The organism is Klebsiella sp. D5A, assembly GCF_001620885.1.
GTDB lineage: Bacteria > Pseudomonadota > Gammaproteobacteria > Enterobacterales > Enterobacteriaceae > Klebsiella > Klebsiella variicola.
In genome coordinates, this window is sequence record NZ_LOAR01000008.1 from 279753 (window position 1) to 301146 (window position 21394).

The following is a 21394-nucleotide window of genomic DNA, read 5'->3' on the forward strand; positions in this document are numbered from 1 at the left end:
CGGCCGTGCCGGGCGTGAGATTCATGACAAACCTCATGCAATCATTGTACTTGCAGATTGCACCAGAAAAATAACAGGGAAAATCAATTTATTGATTTTCGGCTGATAACCACCAGTAAGGAAAAACCACGCTTTTTCCTTACTGGTCAGCAATCGGACGCCCGGCCATGCCGGGCGTTTTCTTTTGCGCGCGCTCAGGCCAGGCCCGGCGTCGGACTCTCGCCCAACAGCGCGCGTACGCTGGCCACCAGGTCATCGAGACTGGCGTCGTGCATCCCCAGCTTGCTTAGCGCCTGCTCGAGCGAAAACAGATACTGGGCGTTGGTGCCGAGCGGCCCGCTGGCCCGAGCGATCAGCGGGGCGATAACCTGGGCGCTGGTATCCGGTTCAAACAGTGGATGGCGCGGATCCATAATAAACACCAGGGCATTCACCGTCCGTCCGTCGTCCAGCTCCAGCTTGCACCAGGTGGGCAGATAGCAGCCGGTGATCATCTCCCGCTTCCACAGCAGGGTCAGCTCTTCTTCCAGCGTGTCGTCAGGCAAACGATAGGCGACGCCGGTGGTTCGGCCGCCCTCTTTGAGAGCGAGCATACGTCCCGGCTGGCAGGCGCTACCGCGCCCGGCGGTCAACCGCAGGCAAAACGCACGGTGCCAGCCCGGCAGCGTACCGGTGCAGGACTCGCGATAATTGAGCGCCGGGTTCCAGATAAGCGAACCGTAGCCAAAGATCCATACTGAGCCATCATCCGGGCGGCAGGCCAGCGTCGCCGCCAGCGAGGCTGCACGTTGTTCTGCCGACCAGAGTAGCGATTCCTCAATAGCGCCAAACGCTGTCTTACAATCCGCATTCATTAAGAAATCACGAGTTAACACTGTTTACTACCTCCGCCACTGCCCGCTTCCCGGCGTTCGTCTCATGCATCCGTCAATATTGCTGAAATATTATCCAGCTTTATCCTTCAATAAGCAATCAGCGGGGCGCTGGCAAGCATAAAAGCGGCGTCAGCAATTATTTTTTCTTATGCCACTTATCATCATCGCCTTTCTCGTAACTGTTCTTCACCGCCGCCCAGGCGACTTTGTGCGCCGTCTCTTCGCGGCTGGCGTCATCGCGCCGCTCATCTTTATCTTTATATTGATCCCAGGCGCTGTTAAACGCTTCTTTATAAATTTCCTGCGCATGAGCAGGCAGAACATGCTGAACGCTGTCGGGGAGTTCTTGTTTATTGCGATAGGGCATACTGACCTCCTGTTTGAGCATTAAATTTAAGTCTGGTACGCAAGCGGCTGGCTATCAAGGTCAAAATGAGTAGAAAAATTATTTTAGTAATTATCTGAATAGTAAGAACTAAATAGTGGTAAACATAAATTATAATAAACTAATCAAGATATCACTCGATACCCGTAAATTTAAGTAAAAAACCAGCGGTAATTTATCAAAATCTGTTACTTTACCGCCCTACGTTTTTATAATTATAACACCTGCATAAATGGAGATGGTTCATGACCCATGCACATGAGGCGGTAAAAACCCGCCATAAGGAGTCTTCCCTCGTCTTTCCGGTGCTGGCGCTGGCGGTGCTGTTTTTCTGGGGCAGCAGCCAGTCACTGCCAGTGGTTATCGCAATTAATATCCTCGCGCTGGTCGGTATTTTAAGCAGCGCCTTCAGCGTGGTCCGCCACGCCGACGTCCTCGCCCACCGCCTGGGCGAGCCCTATGGCTCCCTGATCCTCAGCCTGTCGGTGGTTATCCTTGAGGTCAGTCTGATCTCGGCGTTAATGGCCACCGGTGACGCCGCGCCGACCCTGATGCGTGATACGCTCTACTCCATTATTATGATCGTCACCGGCGGTCTTGTCGGTTTCTCTCTGCTGCTGGGCGGGCGTAAATTTGCCACCCAATATATGAATCTGTTCGGCATTAAGCAGTATCTTATCGCCCTGTTTCCGCTGGCGATTATCGTGCTGGTCTTTCCGATGGCGCTGCCGGGCGCAAACTTCAGCACCGGGCAATCGCTGCTGGTGGCGGTGATCTCGGCGGCCATGTACGGCGTTTTCCTGCTGATTCAAACCAAAACCCATCAGAGTCTGTTTGTTTATGAACATGAAGACGACAGCGACGATGACGACCCGCACCACGGTAAACCGTCTGCCCACAGCAGCGGGTGGCATACCGCCTGGCTGCTGGTGCACCTGGTGGCAGTGATCGCGGTCACCAAAATGAACGCCAATCCGCTGGAAACGCTGTTGACCAGCATGAACGCCCCGGTGGCCTTTACCGGCTTCCTGGTGGCCCTGCTGATCCTGTCGCCGGAAGGCCTTGGCGCCCTCAAAGCGGTGCTCAACAATCAGGTACAGCGGGCGATGAACCTGTTTTTCGGCTCCGTACTGGCCACCATCTCGCTGACGGTCCCGGTGGTCACCCTCATCGCCTTCCTGACCGGCAATGAGCTGCGCTTTGGCCTTGGCGCCCCGGAGATGGTGGTGATGGTCGCCTCGCTGGTGCTGTGCCATATCTCCTTCTCCACCGGGCGCACCAATGTGCTGAACGGCGCGGCCCACCTGGCGCTGTTCGCCGCCTATCTGATGACCATTTTCGCCTGACCCCGCTTACCCGCCCGGCGGAGTCCGGGCGAAAAAAAAGCCTGCCGGTGTTAACACCGGCAGGCTTTTTCTGTGATGCGTTCAGGCTTACTTGCTGGTATCCAGCTCGTCGAAGCTTTTCACCAGATCGTCAATCGCTTTCATCTGCTTGAGGAACGGCTCCAGTTTATCCAGCGGCAGCGCGGACGGGCCGTCGCATTTCGCGTGGTCCGGATCCGGATGCGCTTCGATAAACAGACCGGCGATACCTACCGCCATACCGGCGCGGGCCAGCTCGCTCACCTGCGCGCGGCGACCGCCGGAGGCAGCGCCAAACGGGTCGCGGCACTGCAGCGCGTGGGTGACGTCGAAGATAACCGGCGAGTTGTTGGAGGCTTTCTTCATCACGCCGAAGCCGAGCATATCCACGACCAGGTTGTCGTAACCGAAGTTAGCGCCGCGGTCGCAGAGGATCACTTTGTCGTTACCGCCTTCGATAAACTTATCGACGATATTGCCCATCTGACCCGGGCTGACGAACTGCGGCTTCTTGACGTTGATCACCGCCCCGGTTTTGGCCATCGCTTCCACCAGGTCAGTCTGGCGCGCGAGGAAGGCCGGAAGCTGGATCACGTCCACCACGTCAGCCACCGGCTGCGCCTGGCTGGCTTCATGAACGTCGGTGATGATTTTCACGCCAAAGGTCTGCTTCAGCTCCTGGAAAATCTTCATCCCTTCTTCCAGACCCGGACCACGATAGGAGTGGATGGAGGAACGGTTGGCTTTATCAAAGGAGGCTTTGAAGACGTAGGGGATGCCAAGCTTCTGCGTAACGGTGACGTAATGTTCACAGATGCGCATCGCCAGATCGCGCGACTCCAGCACGTTCATCCCGCCGAACAGCACGAACGGCAGGTCGTTCGCTACGTTGATATCACCAATGCTAACCACTTTTTGTTTCATAAGTTCGCCTTATCAGGGTGTAACCGGAATGGTTCCAGACTAATGCAATGTAATTTGTTTGTGCGAAATCGTATTGATCTGCGCGCGGATCATCTCACTGATCGGATCCTCCGGGCACTGCTCAACGAAATAGCTCAGATCCAACAGCGCCACGTGATCGCAGTCCAGCTGGGCGTATATCAGCCCGCGGTCGCGGATCTCATACGGATCTTCCGGGTTAAACTGCAGCAGCGCTTCGCTGGCGCGCAGAGCCAGCTCCATCTGCCGCTCTTCCATCAGCGCCGACTTCAGGGTGTCCAGCAGCTTGCGGATCACCTCGGCGTTATCCGCTTCGTCGAGATCTTCATTAAACAGTTCCGCCACCGGCCCGATGTTGCCCTTCAGCCATACCTCCAGGGTATGTTCGTCGAGGGTCTCGCCGTTAAACGGATTAATCAGCCACATCTCTTCGCTGGTTTCCGGATCCGCACGCAACAGCATTTGGGTCGGGAAGATCACCGGCACCACCGGCAGCGCCAGGCGCTGGGCGATCCACAGCAGGATCGCGCCTAACGACACCGCGCTCCCCTGACGGTTGACCAGCACTTTATCCAGCCATAACGCGTCGGAAAGACGATAAATGCCCTGCGAAGCGCCAAAGCCCCACTCGTCGTAAAACAGCGCCAGCAGGCGTTCAATCTGGCGCTCCTGGTCCCACGACGGCGCAATCTCCTCCTGCGCGAGGCGCAGCAGCCGCTGCAGCTCTTCCTCGACAAAACGCGACGGAAAATCGTCGCGGACCTGTTCAGAAATGAGGACCATGCCATCACACAATGGCGCTTTGTTAAATTCGAAATCCGCTAATGACCCCATGCCCTACCCCAGTATCGGTATTCTTGTGATGGCGAGTTGAATGATAATAAACAACACCACCAGCGCCAGCAGGAACGCGATAAAACGGCTCTGCTGGCTGCGCGGACGACGGCGGCCCAGCGCGATAAAACCTAATGCGATGTAAATGATAACGCCAAACAGCTTTTCAGTCAGCCATGCGCCGTCTTCGGTGAACGGCAGGTAGTGCGTTATCGCCATTAAACCCGCACCGCTGAGAAACAGCAGCGTATCGCTGCAGTGCGGCGCAATTCGCACCCACCGCTGGTTCAGCAGCGGGCTCTGATGATACATCCACCAGTAACGTAAAACGAACAATCCTACCGACACCACCACGCTGGCGATGTGCAGGTAGAGGACAGCCGTGAATAAGTTCATCAGCCAACGTTCTCCATGTCGGGTAAACGTCCGAGAGTCAGACGTTCATTGTCGCCATAGTCGCGACAGGTCGCGACGTCGAGATAGCCCGCTTCGCGGAACAGGGCGCGAACCGCCTCGCCCTGGGTCCAGCCATGCTCCAGCAGCATCCAGCCGCCGGGCAGCAGATACTGCCGTCCCTCGCGGATAATCTGCGCCAGATCCGCCAGCCCCTGATCGGCAGCAACCAGCGCCGTCAACGGCTCAAAGCGCACATCGCCCTCGGCGAGATGCGGGTCGGCGGCGTCGATATAGGGTGGATTACTGACGATCATGGCAAAACGCTGCCCGGCCAGCGCGCTAAACCAGTCGCTTTGCCGTATCGTCACGTTAGCGATGTCCAGATGAGCGGCATTGCGCAATGCCAGCGCCACGGCGTCCGGCATCACATCCACCGCGGTGACCTCGCAATTCGGACGCTCGCTGGCCAGCGCCAGAGCAATGGCGCCGGTCCCGGTGCCGAGGTCGAGAATACGGCACGGCGCGGCAGGCAGTCGCGCCAGCGCCTGCTCCACCAGACACTCGGTATCCGGTCGGGGGATCAGCGTCGCCGGGGAGACGAACAGCGGCAGCGACCAGAACTCACGCTGCCCAACCAGGTGGGCAATGGGTTCTCCGCGCTGACGTCGCTGCAGGAGCGCCTCCAGCGTCGTCGCCTCGTCAGCGGACAGCGTCGTTTCGCCGAAGGCCAAAATCCAGGTGCGCGCCCGGCCGGTAACATGTCCCAGCAGGATCTCGGCATCGCGTCGCGGGCTGTCGCTTTCACGCAGGCGGGCGATCGCCTGCTGCAGCCAGGCCTGAAAGGTCATCATTCCTGCTCGGACAGCGCCGCCAGCTGATCGGCCTGATATTCCTGAACAATTGGCTCAATCAGCATATCGAGTTTGCCTTCCATGGTTTCATCCAGACGATAAAGCGTCAGGTTGATGCGGTGGTCGGTCACGCGCCCCTGTGGGAAATTGTAAGTGCGGTTACGGTCGCTACGATCGCCGCTGCCCAGCAGGTTACGGCGCGTGGAGGCTTCCGCCTGCTGACGCTTGGCCACTTCGGCGGCGCGGATACGCGCCCCCAGCACTGACAACGCCTTGGCTTTGTTTTTATGCTGGGAACGTTCGTCCTGACACTCCACCACGATGCCGGTCGGCAGGTGAGTAATACGGATAGCTGAGTCGGTGGTGTTGACGTGCTGACCGCCCGCGCCGGAGGAGCGGAAAGTATCGATGCGCAGATCCGCCGGGTTAATGTCCGGCATTTCGGCTTCCGGCAGCTCCGGCATCACCGCCACGGTGCAGGCGGAGGTATGAATACGCCCCTGCGATTCGGTGGCCGGCACACGCTGCACGCGATGGCCGCCGGATTCAAATTTCAGCCGACCGTAAACGCCGTCGCCGCTGAATTTGGCGATCACCTCTTTGAATCCGCCGTGTTCACCTTCGTTGGCGCTGAGGATCTCCACCTGCCAGCGGCGCGATTCGGCGTAGCGGCTGTACATGCGGAACAGATCGCCGGCAAACAGCGCCGCTTCGTCGCCGCCGGTTCCGGCGCGCACTTCCACGAAAGCGTTACGCTCGTCATCGGGATCTTTCGGCAGCAGCAGTACCTGCAGTTGTTGCTCCAGCTGGTCGCCTTTTTCTTTGGCGTCACGCAGCTCTTCCTGCGCCATTTCGCGCATCTCCGGATCGTCGAGCATCATCTGCGCAGTTTCGATATCCTCCTGCACCTGACGCCAGTCGGTATAGCAGCGCGCCACATCGCTCAGTTGAGCATATTCCCGCGACAACGCGCGGAATTTATCCTGATCGGCAATCGTCGCGGCATCGCCGAGCAGCGCCTGCACTTCTTCATGGCGCTCGTACAACGCTTCCAGTTTGGCAACAATAGAAGACTTCATAGGCGTGAATTCACCCTGTCCTGAAAATAAGAGAAAGGTGCGCTATTCCAGCCCGAGGCTGTTGCGCAGAATATGCAGGCGTTCGTCGTCCCCGTCACGGGCGGCCTGCTGAAGAGATTTGGTTGGCGCGTGGATCAGGCGGTTGGTCAGCTTGCGGGCCAGATCCTGCATAATTTCCTGGGCATCACCGCCCTGCTCCAGCGCGGCCAGCGCCTTCGCGGTCAGCTCCTCACGGACCTGCTCAGACTGAGAACGGTATTCGCGAATCGTCTCGCTGGCGCTCTGCGCGCGCAGCCAGGCCATAAATTCGCTGGTCTCCTGCTCGACGATCGATTCCGCCTGCACCGCCGCGGCTTTACGCTGCGCCAGGTTATGCTGAATGATGTTTTGCAGATCGTCGACGCTGTAAAGGTAGGCGTTGGCCAGTTTGCCGACCTCCGGTTCGACATCGCGCGGAACGGCGATATCCACCAGCAGCATCGGCTGGTTACGCCGCGCCTTAAGCGCGCGCTCCACCATGCCTTTGCCGATGATCGGCAGCGGGCTGGCGGTGGAGCTGATAATAATGTCGGCCTCTTTCAGCCGTTCGTCGATATCGCTGAGGGCAATCACCTCGGCGCCCACTTCGTCCGCCAGCGCCTGGGCGCGTTCGCGGGTGCGGTTGGCAATCACCATTTTGCGCACGTGATGTTCGCGAAGATGGCGCGCCACCAGTTCGATGGTTTCACCGGCGCCGACCAGTAACACGGTGACGCTGGAGAGCGATTCAAAGATTTGCCGCGCCAGGGTACAGGCGGCGAACGCGACGGAAACGGCGCTGGCGCCGATATCGGTTTCGGTACGCACACGCTTTGCCACCGAGAACGATTTCTGGAACATCCGCTCCAGTTCGCTGACGTTAAGATGACCGCGGCTGGAATCAGCAAACGCTTTTTTCACCTGGCCGAGGATCTGCGGCTCGCCCAGCACCAGCGAATCGAGGCCGCTGGCGACGCGCATCAGATGGCTGACGGCGTCATTATCCTGGTGCCAGTAGAGGCTCTTACGCAGGTCTTCTTCGTTGAGGCCGTGATAGTTGCACAGCCAGCGGATCAGCGCTTCCTGCAGATTGTCCTGCTCTTCGACGCTGAGATAGAGTTCCGTGCGGTTGCAGGTCGACAGCACTACCCCACCCTGCACCATCGGCTGAGCCAGCAAGCTCTCCAGCGCCTGATCGAGCGTTTCCGGCGAAAACGTCACGCGTTCTCGCAGGTCGACCGGCGCTGTTTTGTGATTGATGCCAAGAGCTAAAAGGGTCATTGTGAGGGAGTAGTACCAGCGTTGCTAAGGTTAGTCTGAGTGCATCATACAGGATGCGCGTAATCAATAAAAGAGAGGCTCCCCTTTTGGAGTAATAGCCAAAGCAAGACCGCCATTAACGTTAATTTTTTGATTTCAGACAACTTGAACGTAGACGCTATCGCCCGGCGACGCTAGCATTAAAGGTTATAAATGTAACCTGCTACACAAATCGGCCCGCTGTTCCCCTGCCGCCGTTTTTCCCTGTAGACATCAAGGATTTGTCATCATTATGAATCGACTGTTCCGCTTGCTGCCGCTGGCCAGCCTCGTCCTCACCGCCTGTTCTCTTCATACGCCGCAAGGGCCTGGCAAAAGCCCGGATTCGCCGCAGTGGCGTCAGCACCAGCAGGCTGTTAGCAGCCTCAACCAGTTCCAGACTCGCGGGGCGTTTGCCTATCTTTCCGATGAGCAAAAAGTCTATGCTCGCTTCTTCTGGCAACAGACCGGCCAGGACCGCTATCGCCTGCTGCTGACCAACCCGCTGGGCAGCACCGAGCTGTCGCTGACCGCGCAGCCAGGCAGCGTGCAGCTGATCGATAACAAAGGCCAGACCTACACCGCCACCGATGCCGAAGAGATGATCGGCCGCCTGACCGGGATGCCGATCCCGCTGAACAGCCTGCGCCAGTGGATCATCGGCCTGCCGGGCGACGCCACCGACTATTCGCTGGACGATCAGTACCGTCTGCGTGAACTTAACTACACGCAAAATGGCAAAACCTGGCACGTCACCTACGGCGGCTACACCAGCGATACCCAGCCAGCCCTGCCGTCTAATGTCGAGCTGAACAATGGCGCTCAGCGCATCAAGCTGAAGATGGATAACTGGATCGTGAAATGATGAGCCGCTGGCCCTCTCCTGCAAAACTGAATCTGTTTTTATATATCACCGGCCAGCGGGCCGATGGTTACCATACCCTGCAGACGCTGTTTCAGTTTCTCGACTATGGCGACACCTTGACCATCGAACCGCGAACTGACGGTCAACTGCGCCTGCTGACGCCGGTGGCCGGCGTGCCGGACGAGGAGAACCTGATCGTTCGCGCCGCGCGTCTGCTGATGCGTGCCGCCAGCGAAAGCGACCGCCTTCCGGCGGGTAGCGGCGCCGATATCAGTGTCGACAAGCGCCTGCCGATGGGCGGCGGCCTGGGCGGCGGCTCATCCAATGCCGCCACCGTGCTGGTGGCGCTCAACCATCTCTGGGGCTGCGGTCTCTCGGAAGAGGAGCTGGCGACCCTGGGCCTTCAGCTGGGGGCCGATGTGCCGGTCTTCGTGCGCGGTCATGCCGCCTTTGCCGAAGGGGTCGGCGAAATTCTGACGCCGGTGGAGCCCGAGGAAAAATGGTACCTGGTGGCGCACCCGGGGGTCAGTATTCCGACGCCAGTCATTTTTCGCGATCCGGAGCTACCACGAAATACCCCGCGCCGGTCAATTAATACGTTATTAAATTGTGAATTCAGCAACGATTGCGAGCTTATCGCAAGAAAACGTTTTCGCGAGGTTGATGCAGCGCTTTCCTGGCTGTTAGAATATGCGCCGTCACGCCTGACCGGCACAGGGGCCTGTGTGTTTGCTGAATTTAACACCGAATCCGCTGCCCGTCAGGTGCTGGACACTGCCCCGGCATGGCTAAACGGCTTTGTGGCGCGCGGAGTTAACCTTTCGCCGCTCAAGCAGGCCCTGCTCTGAATCCTGCGCCGTGATGGCGCAACGATGACGAGTCAACCGGGGAAATTGAGTTACGGTGACAACGTCACCCTGTTCCAGACGTTGCATCGTGCTCTTTAAATACACCGACTGGATCGAATGGCGCCAGCCCGCACATTATTGGCCCACTCATCCACCACTGGACGCATGCCTGAGGTTCTTCTCGTGCCTGATATGAAGCTTTTTGCTGGTAACGCCACCCCGGAACTAGCACAACGTATTGCCAACCGCCTGTACACTTCTCTTGGCGACGCCGCTGTAGGTCGTTTTAGCGACGGCGAAGTCAGCGTACAAATCAATGAAAACGTACGCGGTGGTGATATTTTCATCATCCAGTCCACTTGTGCTCCCACCAATGACAACCTGATGGAACTGGTTGTTATGGTTGATGCTCTGCGTCGTGCTTCGGCAGGTCGTATCACCGCCGTTATCCCTTACTTCGGTTATGCTCGCCAGGACCGTCGTGTTCGTTCTGCTCGTGTGCCAATCACCGCGAAAGTGGTGGCAGATTTCCTGTCCAGCGTCGGCGTTGACCGCGTGCTGACCGTTGACCTGCACGCAGAACAGATCCAGGGCTTCTTCGATGTGCCAGTTGATAACGTGTTCGGCAGCCCAATCCTGCTGGAAGATATGCTGCAGCTGAACCTGGACAACCCGATTGTGGTTTCTCCGGACATCGGCGGCGTCGTGCGTGCCCGCGCTATCGCTAAACTGCTGAATGATACCGATATGGCTATCATCGACAAGCGCCGTCCGCGCGCCAACGTCTCCCAGGTGATGCATATCATCGGCGACGTGGCTGGTCGTGACTGCGTGATGGTCGACGATATGATCGACACCGGCGGCACCCTGTGTAAAGCGGCAGAAGCGCTGAAAGAGCGTGGCGCGAAACGCGTATTCGCTTACGCAACGCACCCGATCTTCTCCGGTAACGCTATCCAGAACATCAAAAACTCTGTGATTGATGAATTTGTCGTTTGCGATACCATTCCGCTGGCACCCGAAATTAAAGCGCTGGATAAAGTGCGTACTCTGACGCTCTCCGGTATGCTGGCTGAAGCTATTCGCCGTATCAGCAATGAAGAATCTATCTCTGCTATGTTCGAACATTAATCGAGCCGAGCATAAAAACCCGCTGCGGCGGGTTTTTTTGTCTCTGAATTTTTAATTCTTCCACAAAATCATTCGGCATGCGTCAAGGCGGCAAGTGAATGAATCCCCGGGAGCGTACAGGCAGTACGTGACCGGGGTAAATGAACGCAGCCAACACAGAGGCATCCCGAAGGATGACGTGGAAATGACCAATGCCTCCTTCACCTGCCATTTAGTTGACAGATGATGCGCTCATGGATGAAACATTATTGTGAACAGATTATTTTCCTCACATGTGATGCCTTTCCGCGCCCTCATCGACGCTTGTTGGAAAGAAAAGTACACCACCGCCCGCTTTACCCGCGACCTGATCGCCGGGATCACCGTCGGGATCATTGCGATTCCGCTGGCGATGGCGCTGGCGATTGGCAGCGGTGTGCCGCCGCAGTACGGCCTCTATACTTCAGCGGTGGCAGGGATTGTGATCGCCTTAACCGGCGGGTCGCGCTTTAGCGTTTCCGGTCCGACCGCCGCCTTTGTGGTGATCCTCTATCCGGTTTCCCAGCAGTTTGGTCTGGCGGGGCTACTGGTGGCGACGCTGATGTCGGGGATCTTTTTAATTCTCTTTGGTCTGGCGCGCTTTGGCCGTCTGATCGAATATATCCCGCTGTCGGTGACTCTCGGTTTCACCTCCGGGATCGGTATCACCATCGGTACCATGCAGATTAAAGACTTCCTCGGCCTGCAGATGCCCCATGTGCCGGAGCATTACCTGCAGAAAGTGGCGGCGCTGGCGATGGCCCTGCCAACGATTAACCCCGGCGATGCCGCCATCGGCGTCGTCACTCTCGGCACTCTGATCCTCTGGCCGCGGCTGGGTATCCGTCTGCCGGGCCACCTTCCGGCGCTGCTGGCCGGCTGCGCGGTGATGCTGGTGGTTAATTTGCTCGGCGGCGATGTCGCCACAATTGGCTCGCAGTTCCACTATCAGCTGGCAGACGGCACTCAGGGCAACGGCATTCCACAGCTGCTGCCGCAGCTGGTACTCCCCTGGGATATGCCGGGTTCAAACTTTACCCTGAGCTGGGCCTCGCTGCAGGCTCTGCTGCCTGCCGCCTTCTCCATGGCGATGCTCGGCGCCATTGAGTCTCTGCTGTGCGCGGTGGTGCTTGATGGCATGACCGGTACCAAGCATAAAGCCAATAGCGAGCTGATTGGCCAGGGGCTGGGCAACATCGTTGCGCCGTTCTTCGGCGGGATCACTGCCACCGCGGCGATTGCCCGCTCGGCGGCGAACGTCCGCGCCGGCGCCACATCGCCGGTGGCCGCCGTGATCCACGCCCTGCTGGTGATCCTGGCGCTGCTGATCCTCGCCCCGCTGCTCTCCTGGCTGCCGCTGTCGGCGATGGCCGCCCTGCTGCTGATGGTGGCATGGAACATGAGCGAGGCACATAAAGTGATCAACCTGCTGCGCCACGCACCGAAAGACGACATCGTGGTGATGCTGATGTGCATGTCGCTGACGGTGCTGTTTGATATGGTGATTGCCATCAGCGTCGGGATCGTGCTGGCCTCGCTGTTGTTTATGCGCCGTATCGCGCGCATGACCCATCTGGCGCCGGTCAACGTCGAGGTGCCAGACGATGTGCTGGTGCTGCGGGTGATTGGGCCGCTGTTCTTTGCCGCCGCCGAAGGCTTGTTCAACGACCTGGAGACCCGGATCGCCGGCAAGCGCATCGTGGTGCTGAAATGGGACGCGGTGCCGGTTCTCGACGCCGGTGGTCTGGATGCCTTCCAGCGCTTTGTGAACAAACTGCCGGAAGGCTGTGAATTGCGCGTATCTAACCTCGAGTTTCAGCCGCTGCGCACGTTAGCGCGCGCCGGCGTCAAGCCGCTGCCCGGACGCCTGAGCTTCTACCCCGATCGTCAGGCCGCGCTGGCTGACCTGTGATCACCCGGCGGCAGGCCCCTGCGCCTGCCGCATCAAGGCTCCGGTCGCCTGCTGCAGCCAGCTCAGCACCGCCGGCGTCATCCAGGTGCCCTTCATCAAATGCGGCTCCTGCTCCATTGCCCGACGAAACTTCTGCAACGTCTGCGGCCGGGTACCGGCATAGGACTGAAACAGTTCAAGCCACGCCCGGGCCAGCGCCTGACCCGACGCCGAGTCCGGCGCTACGCCCTCCCGGCACGCCTGATGCAGCTTCGCCACCAGCGCAGGCCACTCCTGTAGCCGGTCGAAATAGTGCCGGCGGGTGAACGCCATCTCCTCGTCGTCGAGGTAACGCGCCCAGATGGCCAGTTTGCTTTCGGCAAAGGCCTCGGTGATAAAGGCGATGATGGCCGGGGTGACGCCAGTCTGTTCAACCATTTGCGGCTCGGCGGCATGCATCTCGTTCAGGCGGGTCAGAAACTCCGGGCGCCCTGCCGTATCCTGCTCCAGGCGCTCCATCCAGCGCGTCGCCAGACTCATCGCCTGCGGGCTGTCCGTCGGGCAGCCGCTCGCCATCAGCGTCTGCACCTCCTCTGTTAGCTCGCGCCACGCCTGCGCGCGCTGTTCATCCTGTGCCGCAAACGGCAGCGCGGCTAACTCCTGTTGACTAAACCAACGATCGTACATTTTCATTAACTCCAGCGTCTGTAGCCAGGACTCCAGATCGGGTTCATTGCCGCCCGCCAGCGCCTCGCGCAGCACCAACAGCCGGTCGCGCAGCCTGCCGACATCGCGCAATTGGGCGTTGAGCGTCTCTATCTGCTGCGTCAGCAGCTCGGGTAGCGACAGCGTTTGCCGATCGAGATAGTCCTTGATGGTGGCGAGCGTCAGCCCGGCCTGCGCCAGCGCCTTTATCATATGCAGGCGCTGAACCGCGGACAGGTTATAGAGCCGATAGCCCGCCTCGCTTCTGGCCGAAGGCGTTAACAGCCCCGTCTGTTCATAATGATGCAGCGTACGCACCGTCATTCCGGCGCGCTTCGCCAGCTCTCCCACCTGAATTAACATGACTGCTCCTCTCTGTGGCCAGGTCCGCTACTCTGCTGCCTCACGTAACGTCAGGGTCAAGCGAAAACCTCATTTGCTATTCATTTTGGCAGCAACCTTAGCAGCACGGAGGTCAGGACGGAATGGGGTCGTATGGTGATGGGGAAAAGAGGAGGAAATAACGAGGGTCACAGGAAAACGCATCGGCCTTCAGGGGCCGATGCGGGAAATCATGCTACGGTTAGCTGTGGCGATGCTGATTACGACGGCAGCGTTTATCATAGTGGCGCACCCACCAGTAGCGGTCGCTGACCTGCTCGTGGCCGCCAATACGGGCACCGGCCAGCCAGAGCACGGCGCCAACGAAGATGCTTAAGATTGCGCCATGTGCAAAGAATTGCGGCAGGTTAAGCTGCGGAAGCTGGTTCAGAATGGAGTAACCTACCCCCACAACCATCACCACCAACCCTAACCCCATGAGTACGTTACCGAGTAACGAAGCGTTTTTGCGTTTCATGTGTCACCTCCGGACTTTGGGTTGCCAGGGAATATCCCCAAATCTTATAGGTGTAGTATAGACAGGGTCCCTGCCCTGGAGTGCGCCCACGATCACATTAGTGAACACCGATTAGACAAATATTTACAAATAAGCCTCTGAACAATATCAAATTCTAATGATTCAGGTGGGTAATCATCAATGCTGGTATTGTCTCGTGGGCAGAACTTTGTCAAGCGCGCCCGCAGACAGTACACTACGCGGCAGAGAATGCCCCATGCAGGAAAGAAAACGTGACCATTAAACTGATTGTCGGCCTGGCCAACCCCGGTGCGGAATATGCCGCCACCCGGCACAACGCTGGCGCCTGGTATGTAGATTTACTGGCGGATCGCCATCGTGCGCCGCTGCGCGAAGAGAGCAAGTTCTTCGGCTACACCTCGCGCATCAATCTGGCGGGCGAAGACGTTCGCCTGCTGGTTCCTACGACGTTTATGAACCTCAGCGGTAAAGCAGTGGCTGCAATGGCGACCTTTTATCGCATTAACCCGGATGAAATTCTGGTCGCCCATGATGAGCTGGATTTGCCGCCCGGGGTGGCGAAATTCAAGCTTGGCGGTGGCCATGGCGGCCACAACGGCCTAAAGGACATCATCAGTAAGCTCGGCAATAACCCGAACTTTCACCGCTTACGCGTCGGGATCGGCCATCCGGGTGACAAAAACAAGGTTGTCGGCTTTGTACTCGGCAAACCGCCGGCCAGCGAGCAGAAACTGATTGATGATGCTGTCGACGAAGCGGCGCGCTGCACCGAAATCTGGTTAAAGGACGGGCTGACCAAAGCCACCAACCGCTTACATGCCTTTAAGGCGCAATAAGCCGTTGTCGTGCGGCATTTTTGCCGCGCACCGTGTATAATAGGCAAAGCTATTCAATTTTCTGCAATCTGTTGCTTATAACAGATTGATTATCCAAAGATTAAGGTGATTTAAATCATGGGATTCAAATGCGGTATCGTCGGTTTGCCCAACGTCGGCAAATCCACCCTGTTCAATGCGCTCACCAAAGCGGGTATTGAAGCGGCCAACTTCCCCTTCTGTACCATTGAGCCGAACACCGGTGTCGTACCGATGCCCGATCCGCGTCTGGACAAGCTGGCTGAAATCGTCAAACCGCAGCGCATCCTGCCGACGACGATGGAATTCGTTGATATCGCGGGCCTGGTGAAAGGCGCGTCCAAAGGTGAAGGTCTCGGCAACCAGTTTCTGACCAACATTCGTGAAACCGAAGCTATCGGCCACGTGGTTCGCTGCTTTGAAAATGACAACATTATCCACGTTAACAACAAAGTGGATCCGGCTGACGACATCGACGTTATCAACACCGAGCTGGCACTTTCCGATCTGGACACCTGCGAGCGCGCTATCCACCGTGTGCAGAAGAAAGCTAAAGGCGGCGATAAAGACGCTAAAGCTGAGCTGGCGGCGCTGGAAAAATGCCTGCCGCAGCTGGAAAATGCCGGCATGCTGCGTTCACTGAAAAACCTGACCGACGAAGACAAAGCAGCGATTAAATACCTCAGCTTCCTGACGCTGAAGCCGACCATGTATATCGCCAACGTCAATGAAGACGGCTTTGAGAATAACCCTTACCTCGATAAAGTCCGTGAAATTGCCGCCGCCGAAGGTTCTGTAGTCGTCGCCGTTTGCGCCGCCGTTGAGTCCGATATTGCCGAGCTGGACGACGCTGACCGCGACGAGTTTATGGCCGAGCTGGGTCTCGAAGAGCCAGGCCTCAACCGCGTGATCCGCGCCGGTTACGAGCTGCTGAATCTGCAGACCTACTTCACCGCAGGTGTGAAGGAAGTTCGCGCATGGACCATCCCGGTCGGGGCAACCGCGCCGCAGGCAGCCGGTAAGATCCACACCGACTTCGAAAAAGGTTTTATCCGCGCGCAGACCATCGCCTATGAAGACTTTATTACCTACAAAGGCGAACAGGGTGCAAAAGAAGCCGGTAAAATGCGTGCAGAAGGCAAAGACTACATCGTGAAAGATGGCGATGTGATGAACTTCCTGTTCAACGTCTGATCCCGCTGGCTGGCGTTTTCGCCACCACCACGCCATAAAAAATCCACGCTCCGGCGTGGATTTTTTTTACCCGGACGACACGCTACTCCACAATATGGGTCTCTTCAGCCGCCTCATAGCCATCAACGATCTGCACAATTTTCTTTAATTCGCCCTCGATGAAAGCCGGGGTGGCGCTTTCCCCTGAGGCCGGGTGATGAAGCTCCACCGAGATGCCGCTGGCGGCATTGGTCAGTGACAGGCTGATCTCCTGCTGGCTCGCTGCGGACGATGGTCGCCCGATTTGCTGCACGATGGCCGCCGCCGCCGCGCGCGTATCAACGTCTGCGAGATGCCCCCACCTCATTTCAACATGTCCCTGCTGCCCTGCCTTTATCACCTGCAGCGTATAGCCGCTTCTTGCCGTTGCCATGTCTTTTCCTCCGGTTTCGTTGCCCGGGCGTCACATTATCAGCCCGGTTTTATCAGCAAAGTTCGTTCACGTGCGCCTTGCCGTTAATGACTCTTTTCCACATAGGTCTGCATGTTTTCTTTGGTCACTAACTCAAACGGGATCCAGACATGAGACTCGACCTTTTCTCCTTTAATCAGCTTCAGCGCTACCGCTAAGGCCGTTTTGCCCTGACCGACGGCGTCCTGGAAGACCGTCACCTGGATCTTATCGCTGGCCAGGGCTTTCAGCCCGTCCGGCGTGGCGTCGATCCCACCGATCAACAGCTTCTTCTGGCTCTTCTCCAGCGCCATCGCCGCGCCAATCGCCATCTCGTCGTTGTTCGCCGCCACAATATCAATCGCTTCCCCGTTGCCTGTCCAGTTCTGCATCAGATCCATTCCCTCGCTGCGGGAATAGTTGGCCGGCTGTTTCTGCACCACTTTCATTGCCGGATATTTGGCCACCACCTGCTCGACGTCTTTGGTGCGCTGCAGCGCGCCGGCGTCAGTGAGATTGCCGATCATGATGGCGACATTGCCTTTGTAGTTCGCCAGCTTCGCCAGCGCCTCCATCTGCAATGTGCCGGACTCCCGCTCGTCCGAACCGACAAACACCACGCCAGGCGGTAACGTTTTATCCCCCGGCGTCCGGTTCACATACACCAGCGGCATTTTGGCCTGCTGCGCCATCTTCGTCAGCTGCGGGGTGCTGGCGGAGTCCACCGGGTCGACGATGATCGCGTCCACGCCGGAGGCGATAAAGCTCTGCACCTGATCGGCCTGACGTCCGGTGTCGCCGCGGGCGTCTTCAAACTGCACGTCGACGTGGCGGGCTTGAGCTTCTTTCTCAATGGACTGGCGGATAATGGTGAGAAAGTTTTGATCGAAGTAGGCCATTGAGACGCCGATCTTCTCCGCCAAAGCCGAGGCGGAACTGGCCAGTAACCCCACTAACAGGATGATTTTACAGTGCTTCATAGCATGCCCTCAGAGGTCGAAATGAAATTTTCAATATAAACACAAATGGTATATTTAAATCATTTTCAGACTACGAAGGGCGTTCGGTTCTTGCAATAAGGATGTAAAGAAAATGTTGCCATGCGCACACTTTATTTCACCGCCTCACTCACCGAGGGCTTACCGGTAGGGGGATCTCAGCGGGCGGCGACTGCTTTCGCTTCAGCAGGGCATACTCCACGATCAGCTGTTGCAGATGCAGCTCCGCGAGGCTTCCCCGGGCGGCGGGCCAGGGTTGCTCAACGGGAGGCACGGCCAGCTGGCGTAGCTCCTCCTCCAGCGGAACGGCGCGGTTAAACGACTGCATGATGGCAAACACTGCGGTTTTCAGTTCGCTCACCGTGAGGTATCTCCCCTTCTGCTCGTCGAGGGCATTGAGCTGGCCGGCGAGCCGCTGCAGCTGCTGCATTCCCTCGGACCAGCCGGTGAGGTTTTCCGCGGGCAGTGCGGCAGCGCTCAACTGCTGCCGCCACTGCTGCGCCAGCGGTTGTGCTTGATCCGGCCAGCGACTCAGGGCCTGCCGGACCAGCTGGTCGCCGTAGCTTACCGCCCAGTCCGGCGCCAGGCGGGCGAGCTCGCCAAGCTGGCGCTGCGTCTGAGGCAGATCCACCGGCATCAGGGGAGATGCCCCCGGCAGGCCCGGTATCACATTTTGGGTCACCGAAATGGGCGGTAAATCGGACTGACGCAACGCCAGCCATCCACCGACGGCGATGCCCGTCACCGCCAGCATGGTGACCATCCCGGCGACAAACGGCTTCCAGCGCGGCGCGGTTGCCGGAGAAGACGCCACCACTGGCGCGGGCCGCTTTGCAGGTAAAGGCGGCGCCAGCGGCTCAGCCTTTGGTCTACGTTTTAGTTCTGGCACTGGTTCAACCTTCGCCGCATCCTCTTCGCTGACCAGAGCGCCGGGAAGTTCCGCGTCAGACACCGCCACCGGCGGCGCGGTGGGGAGCGCTGGCGCAGGGTCGAGATTCTCGAAGCGGCTTACCGTGCTGTGCAACAGCGCCCGCAGGTCGCTCAGCGAGTCTTCAGGCGCGATCTCAAGGCGCTGGAGCACTGCGTCGAAGCTTTGCAGCGAACGTTCAGCCTGACCAAGCGATTCGAGATCCGCCGGGGCGAGACTCAGAGTGCGGATCACCTGCCGCAGCCGCTTGCTCAGGGTGCGGAAGATCTCTGTCCGGGCCGGGAGCGCCTGCGGCCACAGGTTTTTACCCTGGTGGGCCAGCAGCGACTCCATTAGCGACAGCCCCTCGTGGATCCCTGCCAGCCCGCCCAGCCTGGCGCGGGCCAGCGTATACCAGGCGACAGTCTGCAGATCCGCGCCGTGATGCTCCAGCAGCGAGCGGGCAAGCTGCTCGGCATACGGCCAGTTAATATCCGGCCGCGCCGGGTGGCTGAGCTTGTTCATTTCCGCACGCAGGGCAATAAAATCAGCCAGCGTGCGCGGGTCGCCACCGGTTTTATAGTGGCGTTCGTCGTGTGTTGTCATCATGATGTCTTTCTGCGAGAGATTAGAGGGCGGAGCGGGCGTCAAGGTACTGCTGGCGTTTGAGGTGGCGGATCAACACCCTGCCCTCGGGCATAAACTCTGTGCCGTAACGCACCAGGCCAATATCCTTCAGCTCCGCATCAATGGCATAGCGCAGTTCGCCGGGCGCATGCTGATCGAGCATCACCACCGCGATCCGCTGCAGGCGCGGTTCGTACTTCAATAATACCGCCGACAACGTGCTCATCAGTTGATGCGCCGACGCCGGCATGCCCTGGAGGATAGCGGTCATATCCGGCAGGCCGTAGTCCGGCAGATGCGCCAGCGTTCCAGCCCGACAGTTGAGGATGCGCTGCATGTTATCGAGCACCGACAGGATGACCTGATCCGTTTCGCTGACAGTATTCAGGTCAAGCCCGCCGGCGAAGTTGCCGTACAGGATGTCATACAGGGAGGGACGAGGCATTTTCACTTCTCCTTAAGCGGGTGCAGCGTCAGTTGATTTTGGCTGGCTTCGATAATGCGCGGCCTCGCCGGGTCAAGATCGTCCCGGGTGAGTACCAGCCGCCAGCTGTTTTGCGTCAGGTCTGGATCGATAAACATGGCCGCCACCGCCACAAACTGCGCGCTGGTTTCCATAGGCATATCGACGGTCACCGATTCGCCCGGACGCAGGCGAACATCTTTTTCCGCCACCCGGTCCGCCTGCAGCGCCTGGCCATCGCCAGCAAACAGCGACGGGTAGTCAGTATTGTCGAACGCCTGCCGGTCCTTAAGCTGGTAAATACGCACTACCGTCGCCAGGGAGGCGCCTTTGGCGTTGTTATTCACCCCTTCCCGGGCGCGAAGATCCAGATGAAGCGTTTTCACCTGGGGGTAAAAAATGGACTGGGTCACGGAAACGGCGCCGTCTTTCACGGTCTGCGTCAGGCCGCAGCCGGTTAAGACGGTAACCATAAGGAATGCCAGCAACCTGGCGGAGGGTTTAACTGCGGTAATCGCCATCTTCATCGCTCTCCCTGCGGTGGATATTTTCCCGGACGCGCTGATAGCGCCCCAGATAAATCGTGATCCTGTCGTCAGCCTGTTTTTGCGCATCCAGCGGACGCAGCACAGCGGTACGGCCAAGCTGGACGGCATGCGCCTGCTGGCAGCAAAGTTGCGCATCCGGCAGTAAATGGCGGGCGACGCAAAGCTGCAGCCGCACGTCGAGATGAGATCCGAGCCAGACGTGCAGGAGCGCCATCAGGTCGCTGAACAGTTCGCCGCCGGGCAGCCAGCCGCGGACCTCATCAGGCTTTTCCGTCGCCAGCTGCAGCAACACCTGACCGTTCACATCCGTGGCGTGGGTTCCCATCACTGGCCTATGTTGCAGGCTAACCGGCTGGCGGACGCTCATCGTTAACGGCTGCGACAAGGGGATCCGGCAGGGATCGTGGTGGTACACCGTCGCCCGGGTCCCCGGGGCCAGGAGCGCCACCAGCGCCTCCATGCCTTCCCCGGATCTCCCCGGCAGCATCATCACCGGCAGCAGCGCCAGAAATCGCGACAGCGGCGCTGCGGCAACGGCGGCACATCCCGGTATGCCCAGCCCCGCCAGGCCCAGCAGATACTGCGAGGTGTTGTCTGTGCCACCCGCCCGAAAGGTTGCCGGGTAGGAATATTTGCGCCAGATACGGTAATACTGGGCGATCAGCCGATGGTTAAAGATATCGAGAAAATCCTCGGTCGCCTCGACGCCTTCCCGCCGTTGCGCAATGTCATCGCTATAGTGGGTCGGCAGCGGGGATTCCACGCCGTAGAGCCCCATAAAAGCAACGCGCACCGCCGGCGGTCGGGGCGGTTCAGGATCGTCCATTCCACGGATTTCGCCGGCCGGGAAACCCATCCCCGGATGCGGGCGAAAGCGTATGGGCTCATCACCCAACTGCCAGTCGCTGCCGATGACCGGCGCCTTCGGCTGGATCTTCTCCAGCAACTGGCAGAAGCGGTAAAAATTCATGTATGGCAACTGAGGCCGGAGC

General features: G+C 58.6%; 22 protein-coding genes and 1 pseudogene. 7 read left to right on the forward strand and 16 right to left on the reverse strand.

The features are described 5' to 3' along the window. Positions 1 to 194 precede the first annotated feature (194 nt). Both AS136_RS14150 and chaB read right to left on the reverse strand, forming a co-directional pair. Complete coding sequence (locus tag AS136_RS14150) at positions 195 to 875, reverse strand: gamma-glutamylcyclotransferase (RefSeq protein ID WP_004203203.1); 681 nt, start codon at positions 873 to 875, stop codon at positions 195 to 197. 136 nt (positions 876 to 1011) lie between these two features. Beyond that, the gene (gene chaB / locus AS136_RS14155; protein ID WP_008804392.1) at positions 1012 to 1242 is read right to left on the reverse strand and encodes a putative cation transport regulator ChaB; all 231 of its coding nucleotides are present in this window, start codon (positions 1240 to 1242) and stop codon (positions 1012 to 1014) included. Between the two features lie 263 nt (positions 1243 to 1505). Here chaB and chaA point away from each other — a divergent pair, with 263 nt between their 5' ends. Next, a complete protein-coding gene (chaA, locus tag AS136_RS14160) occupies positions 1506 to 2606 on the forward strand; it encodes a sodium-potassium/proton antiporter ChaA (RefSeq protein ID WP_008804391.1) in 1101 nt (366 codons plus the stop codon). Positions 2607 to 2693: 87 nt separating this feature from the next. Here chaA and kdsA read toward each other — a convergent pair whose 3' ends face one another. From kdsA to hemA, 6 genes are read right to left on the reverse strand one after another with little or no spacing between them, the layout of a single operon-like run. After that, a complete protein-coding gene (kdsA, locus tag AS136_RS14165) occupies positions 2694 to 3548 on the reverse strand; it encodes a 3-deoxy-8-phosphooctulonate synthase (RefSeq protein WP_002910393.1) in 855 nt (284 codons plus the stop codon). Between the two features lie 39 nt (positions 3549 to 3587). Beyond that, positions 3588 to 4400: an invasion regulator SirB1 gene (gene sirB1, locus AS136_RS14170; protein ID WP_008804390.1), complete on the reverse strand. Its 813-nt coding sequence runs from the start codon at positions 4398 to 4400 to the stop codon at positions 3588 to 3590. Positions 4401 to 4403: 3 nt separating this feature from the next. Then, positions 4404 to 4796 carry an invasion regulator SirB2 gene (sirB2, locus tag AS136_RS14175; protein ID WP_008804389.1) on the reverse strand — a complete coding sequence of 131 codons (393 nt, stop codon included), beginning with the start codon at positions 4794 to 4796 and terminating at the stop codon, positions 4404 to 4406. Continuing rightward, positions 4796 to 5644 (reverse strand): peptide chain release factor N(5)-glutamine methyltransferase, encoded by an 849-nt coding sequence (gene prmC / locus AS136_RS14180; RefSeq protein WP_023322858.1) that lies wholly within the window; start codon positions 5642 to 5644, stop codon positions 4796 to 4798. The genes sirB2 and prmC overlap by 1 nt, the downstream gene beginning before the upstream one ends. Further along, positions 5644 to 6726 (reverse strand): peptide chain release factor 1, encoded by a 1083-nt coding sequence (gene prfA / locus AS136_RS14185; protein WP_008804387.1) that lies wholly within the window; start codon positions 6724 to 6726, stop codon positions 5644 to 5646. Before prfA ends, prmC begins: the two co-directional genes overlap by 1 nt. 42 nt (positions 6727 to 6768) lie before the next feature. Continuing rightward, positions 6769 to 8025, reverse strand: coding sequence for a glutamyl-tRNA reductase (gene hemA, locus AS136_RS14190; protein WP_012541339.1), 1257 nt, complete (start codon positions 8023 to 8025; stop codon positions 6769 to 6771). A 271-nt stretch (positions 8026 to 8296) separates the two neighbouring features. On the opposite strand from hemA, the gene lolB reads away from it, so the two are divergent. The 4 genes from lolB to dauA all read left to right on the forward strand — a co-directional run bounded on the left by lolB (position 8297) and on the right by dauA (position 12817). Further along, positions 8297 to 8908: a lipoprotein insertase outer membrane protein LolB gene (gene lolB, locus AS136_RS14195; protein ID WP_023322859.1), complete on the forward strand. Its 612-nt coding sequence runs from the start codon at positions 8297 to 8299 to the stop codon at positions 8906 to 8908. After that, a complete protein-coding gene (gene ispE / locus AS136_RS14200) occupies positions 8908 to 9756 on the forward strand; it encodes a 4-(cytidine 5'-diphospho)-2-C-methyl-D-erythritol kinase (RefSeq protein WP_012541338.1) in 849 nt (282 codons plus the stop codon). Before lolB ends, ispE begins: the two co-directional genes overlap by 1 nt. 183 nt (positions 9757 to 9939) lie before the next feature. Next, on the forward strand, positions 9940 to 10887 hold the full coding sequence (gene prs / locus AS136_RS14205) for a ribose-phosphate diphosphokinase (RefSeq protein WP_002910407.1): 948 nt from the start codon (positions 9940 to 9942) through the stop codon (positions 10885 to 10887). Between the two features lie 250 nt (positions 10888 to 11137). Continuing rightward, entirely contained in the window at positions 11138 to 12817 is a 1680-nt protein-coding gene (gene dauA / locus AS136_RS14210) for a C4-dicarboxylic acid transporter DauA (protein WP_071787626.1), read from the forward strand. Here dauA and AS136_RS14215 read toward each other — a convergent pair whose 3' ends face one another. Continuing rightward, a complete protein-coding gene (locus AS136_RS14215; protein ID WP_012541336.1) occupies positions 12818 to 13864 on the reverse strand; it encodes a MerR family transcriptional regulator in 1047 nt (348 codons plus the stop codon). Between the two features lie 220 nt (positions 13865 to 14084). Next, positions 14085 to 14360 carry a stress-induced protein YchH gene (ychH, locus tag AS136_RS14220; RefSeq protein WP_002910437.1) on the reverse strand — a complete coding sequence of 92 codons (276 nt, stop codon included), beginning with the start codon at positions 14358 to 14360 and terminating at the stop codon, positions 14085 to 14087. Positions 14361 to 14632: 272 nt separating this feature from the next. Here ychH and pth point away from each other — a divergent pair, with 272 nt between their 5' ends. Both pth and ychF read left to right on the forward strand, forming a co-directional pair. Further along, on the forward strand, positions 14633 to 15217 hold the full coding sequence (gene pth / locus AS136_RS14225; protein WP_004180389.1) for an aminoacyl-tRNA hydrolase: 585 nt from the start codon (positions 14633 to 14635) through the stop codon (positions 15215 to 15217). Between the two features lie 117 nt (positions 15218 to 15334). After that, positions 15335 to 16429, forward strand: coding sequence for a redox-regulated ATPase YchF (ychF, locus tag AS136_RS14230; protein ID WP_008804380.1), 1095 nt, complete (start codon positions 15335 to 15337; stop codon positions 16427 to 16429). 82 nt (positions 16430 to 16511) lie between these two features. On the opposite strand, the gene AS136_RS14235 is transcribed toward ychF, so the two are convergent. The 6 genes and pseudogenes from AS136_RS14235 to tssG all read right to left on the reverse strand — a co-directional run bounded on the left by AS136_RS14235 (position 16512) and on the right by tssG (position 21372). Continuing rightward, positions 16512 to 16841, reverse strand: coding sequence for a DUF1869 domain-containing protein (locus AS136_RS14235; protein ID WP_008804379.1), 330 nt, complete (start codon positions 16839 to 16841; stop codon positions 16512 to 16514). An 83-nt stretch (positions 16842 to 16924) separates the two neighbouring features. After that, entirely contained in the window at positions 16925 to 17839 is a 915-nt protein-coding gene (locus AS136_RS14240) for a sugar ABC transporter substrate-binding protein (protein WP_002910453.1), read from the reverse strand. A 131-nt stretch (positions 17840 to 17970) separates the two neighbouring features. Then, positions 17971 to 19373 (reverse strand): annotated as a pseudogene (locus tag AS136_RS14245) (VasL domain-containing protein). A 19-nt stretch (positions 19374 to 19392) separates the two neighbouring features. Then, positions 19393 to 19836, reverse strand: coding sequence for a type VI secretion system baseplate subunit TssE (tssE, locus tag AS136_RS14250; RefSeq protein ID WP_004152261.1), 444 nt, complete (start codon positions 19834 to 19836; stop codon positions 19393 to 19395). A gap of 2 nt (positions 19837 to 19838) precedes the next feature. Further along, entirely contained in the window at positions 19839 to 20375 is a 537-nt protein-coding gene (tssJ, locus tag AS136_RS14255; RefSeq protein WP_016161331.1) for a type VI secretion system lipoprotein TssJ, read from the reverse strand. After that, entirely contained in the window at positions 20356 to 21372 is a 1017-nt protein-coding gene (tssG, locus tag AS136_RS14260; protein WP_162499954.1) for a type VI secretion system baseplate subunit TssG, read from the reverse strand. Before tssG ends, tssJ begins: the two co-directional genes overlap by 20 nt. Positions 21373 to 21394 lie beyond the last annotated feature (22 nt).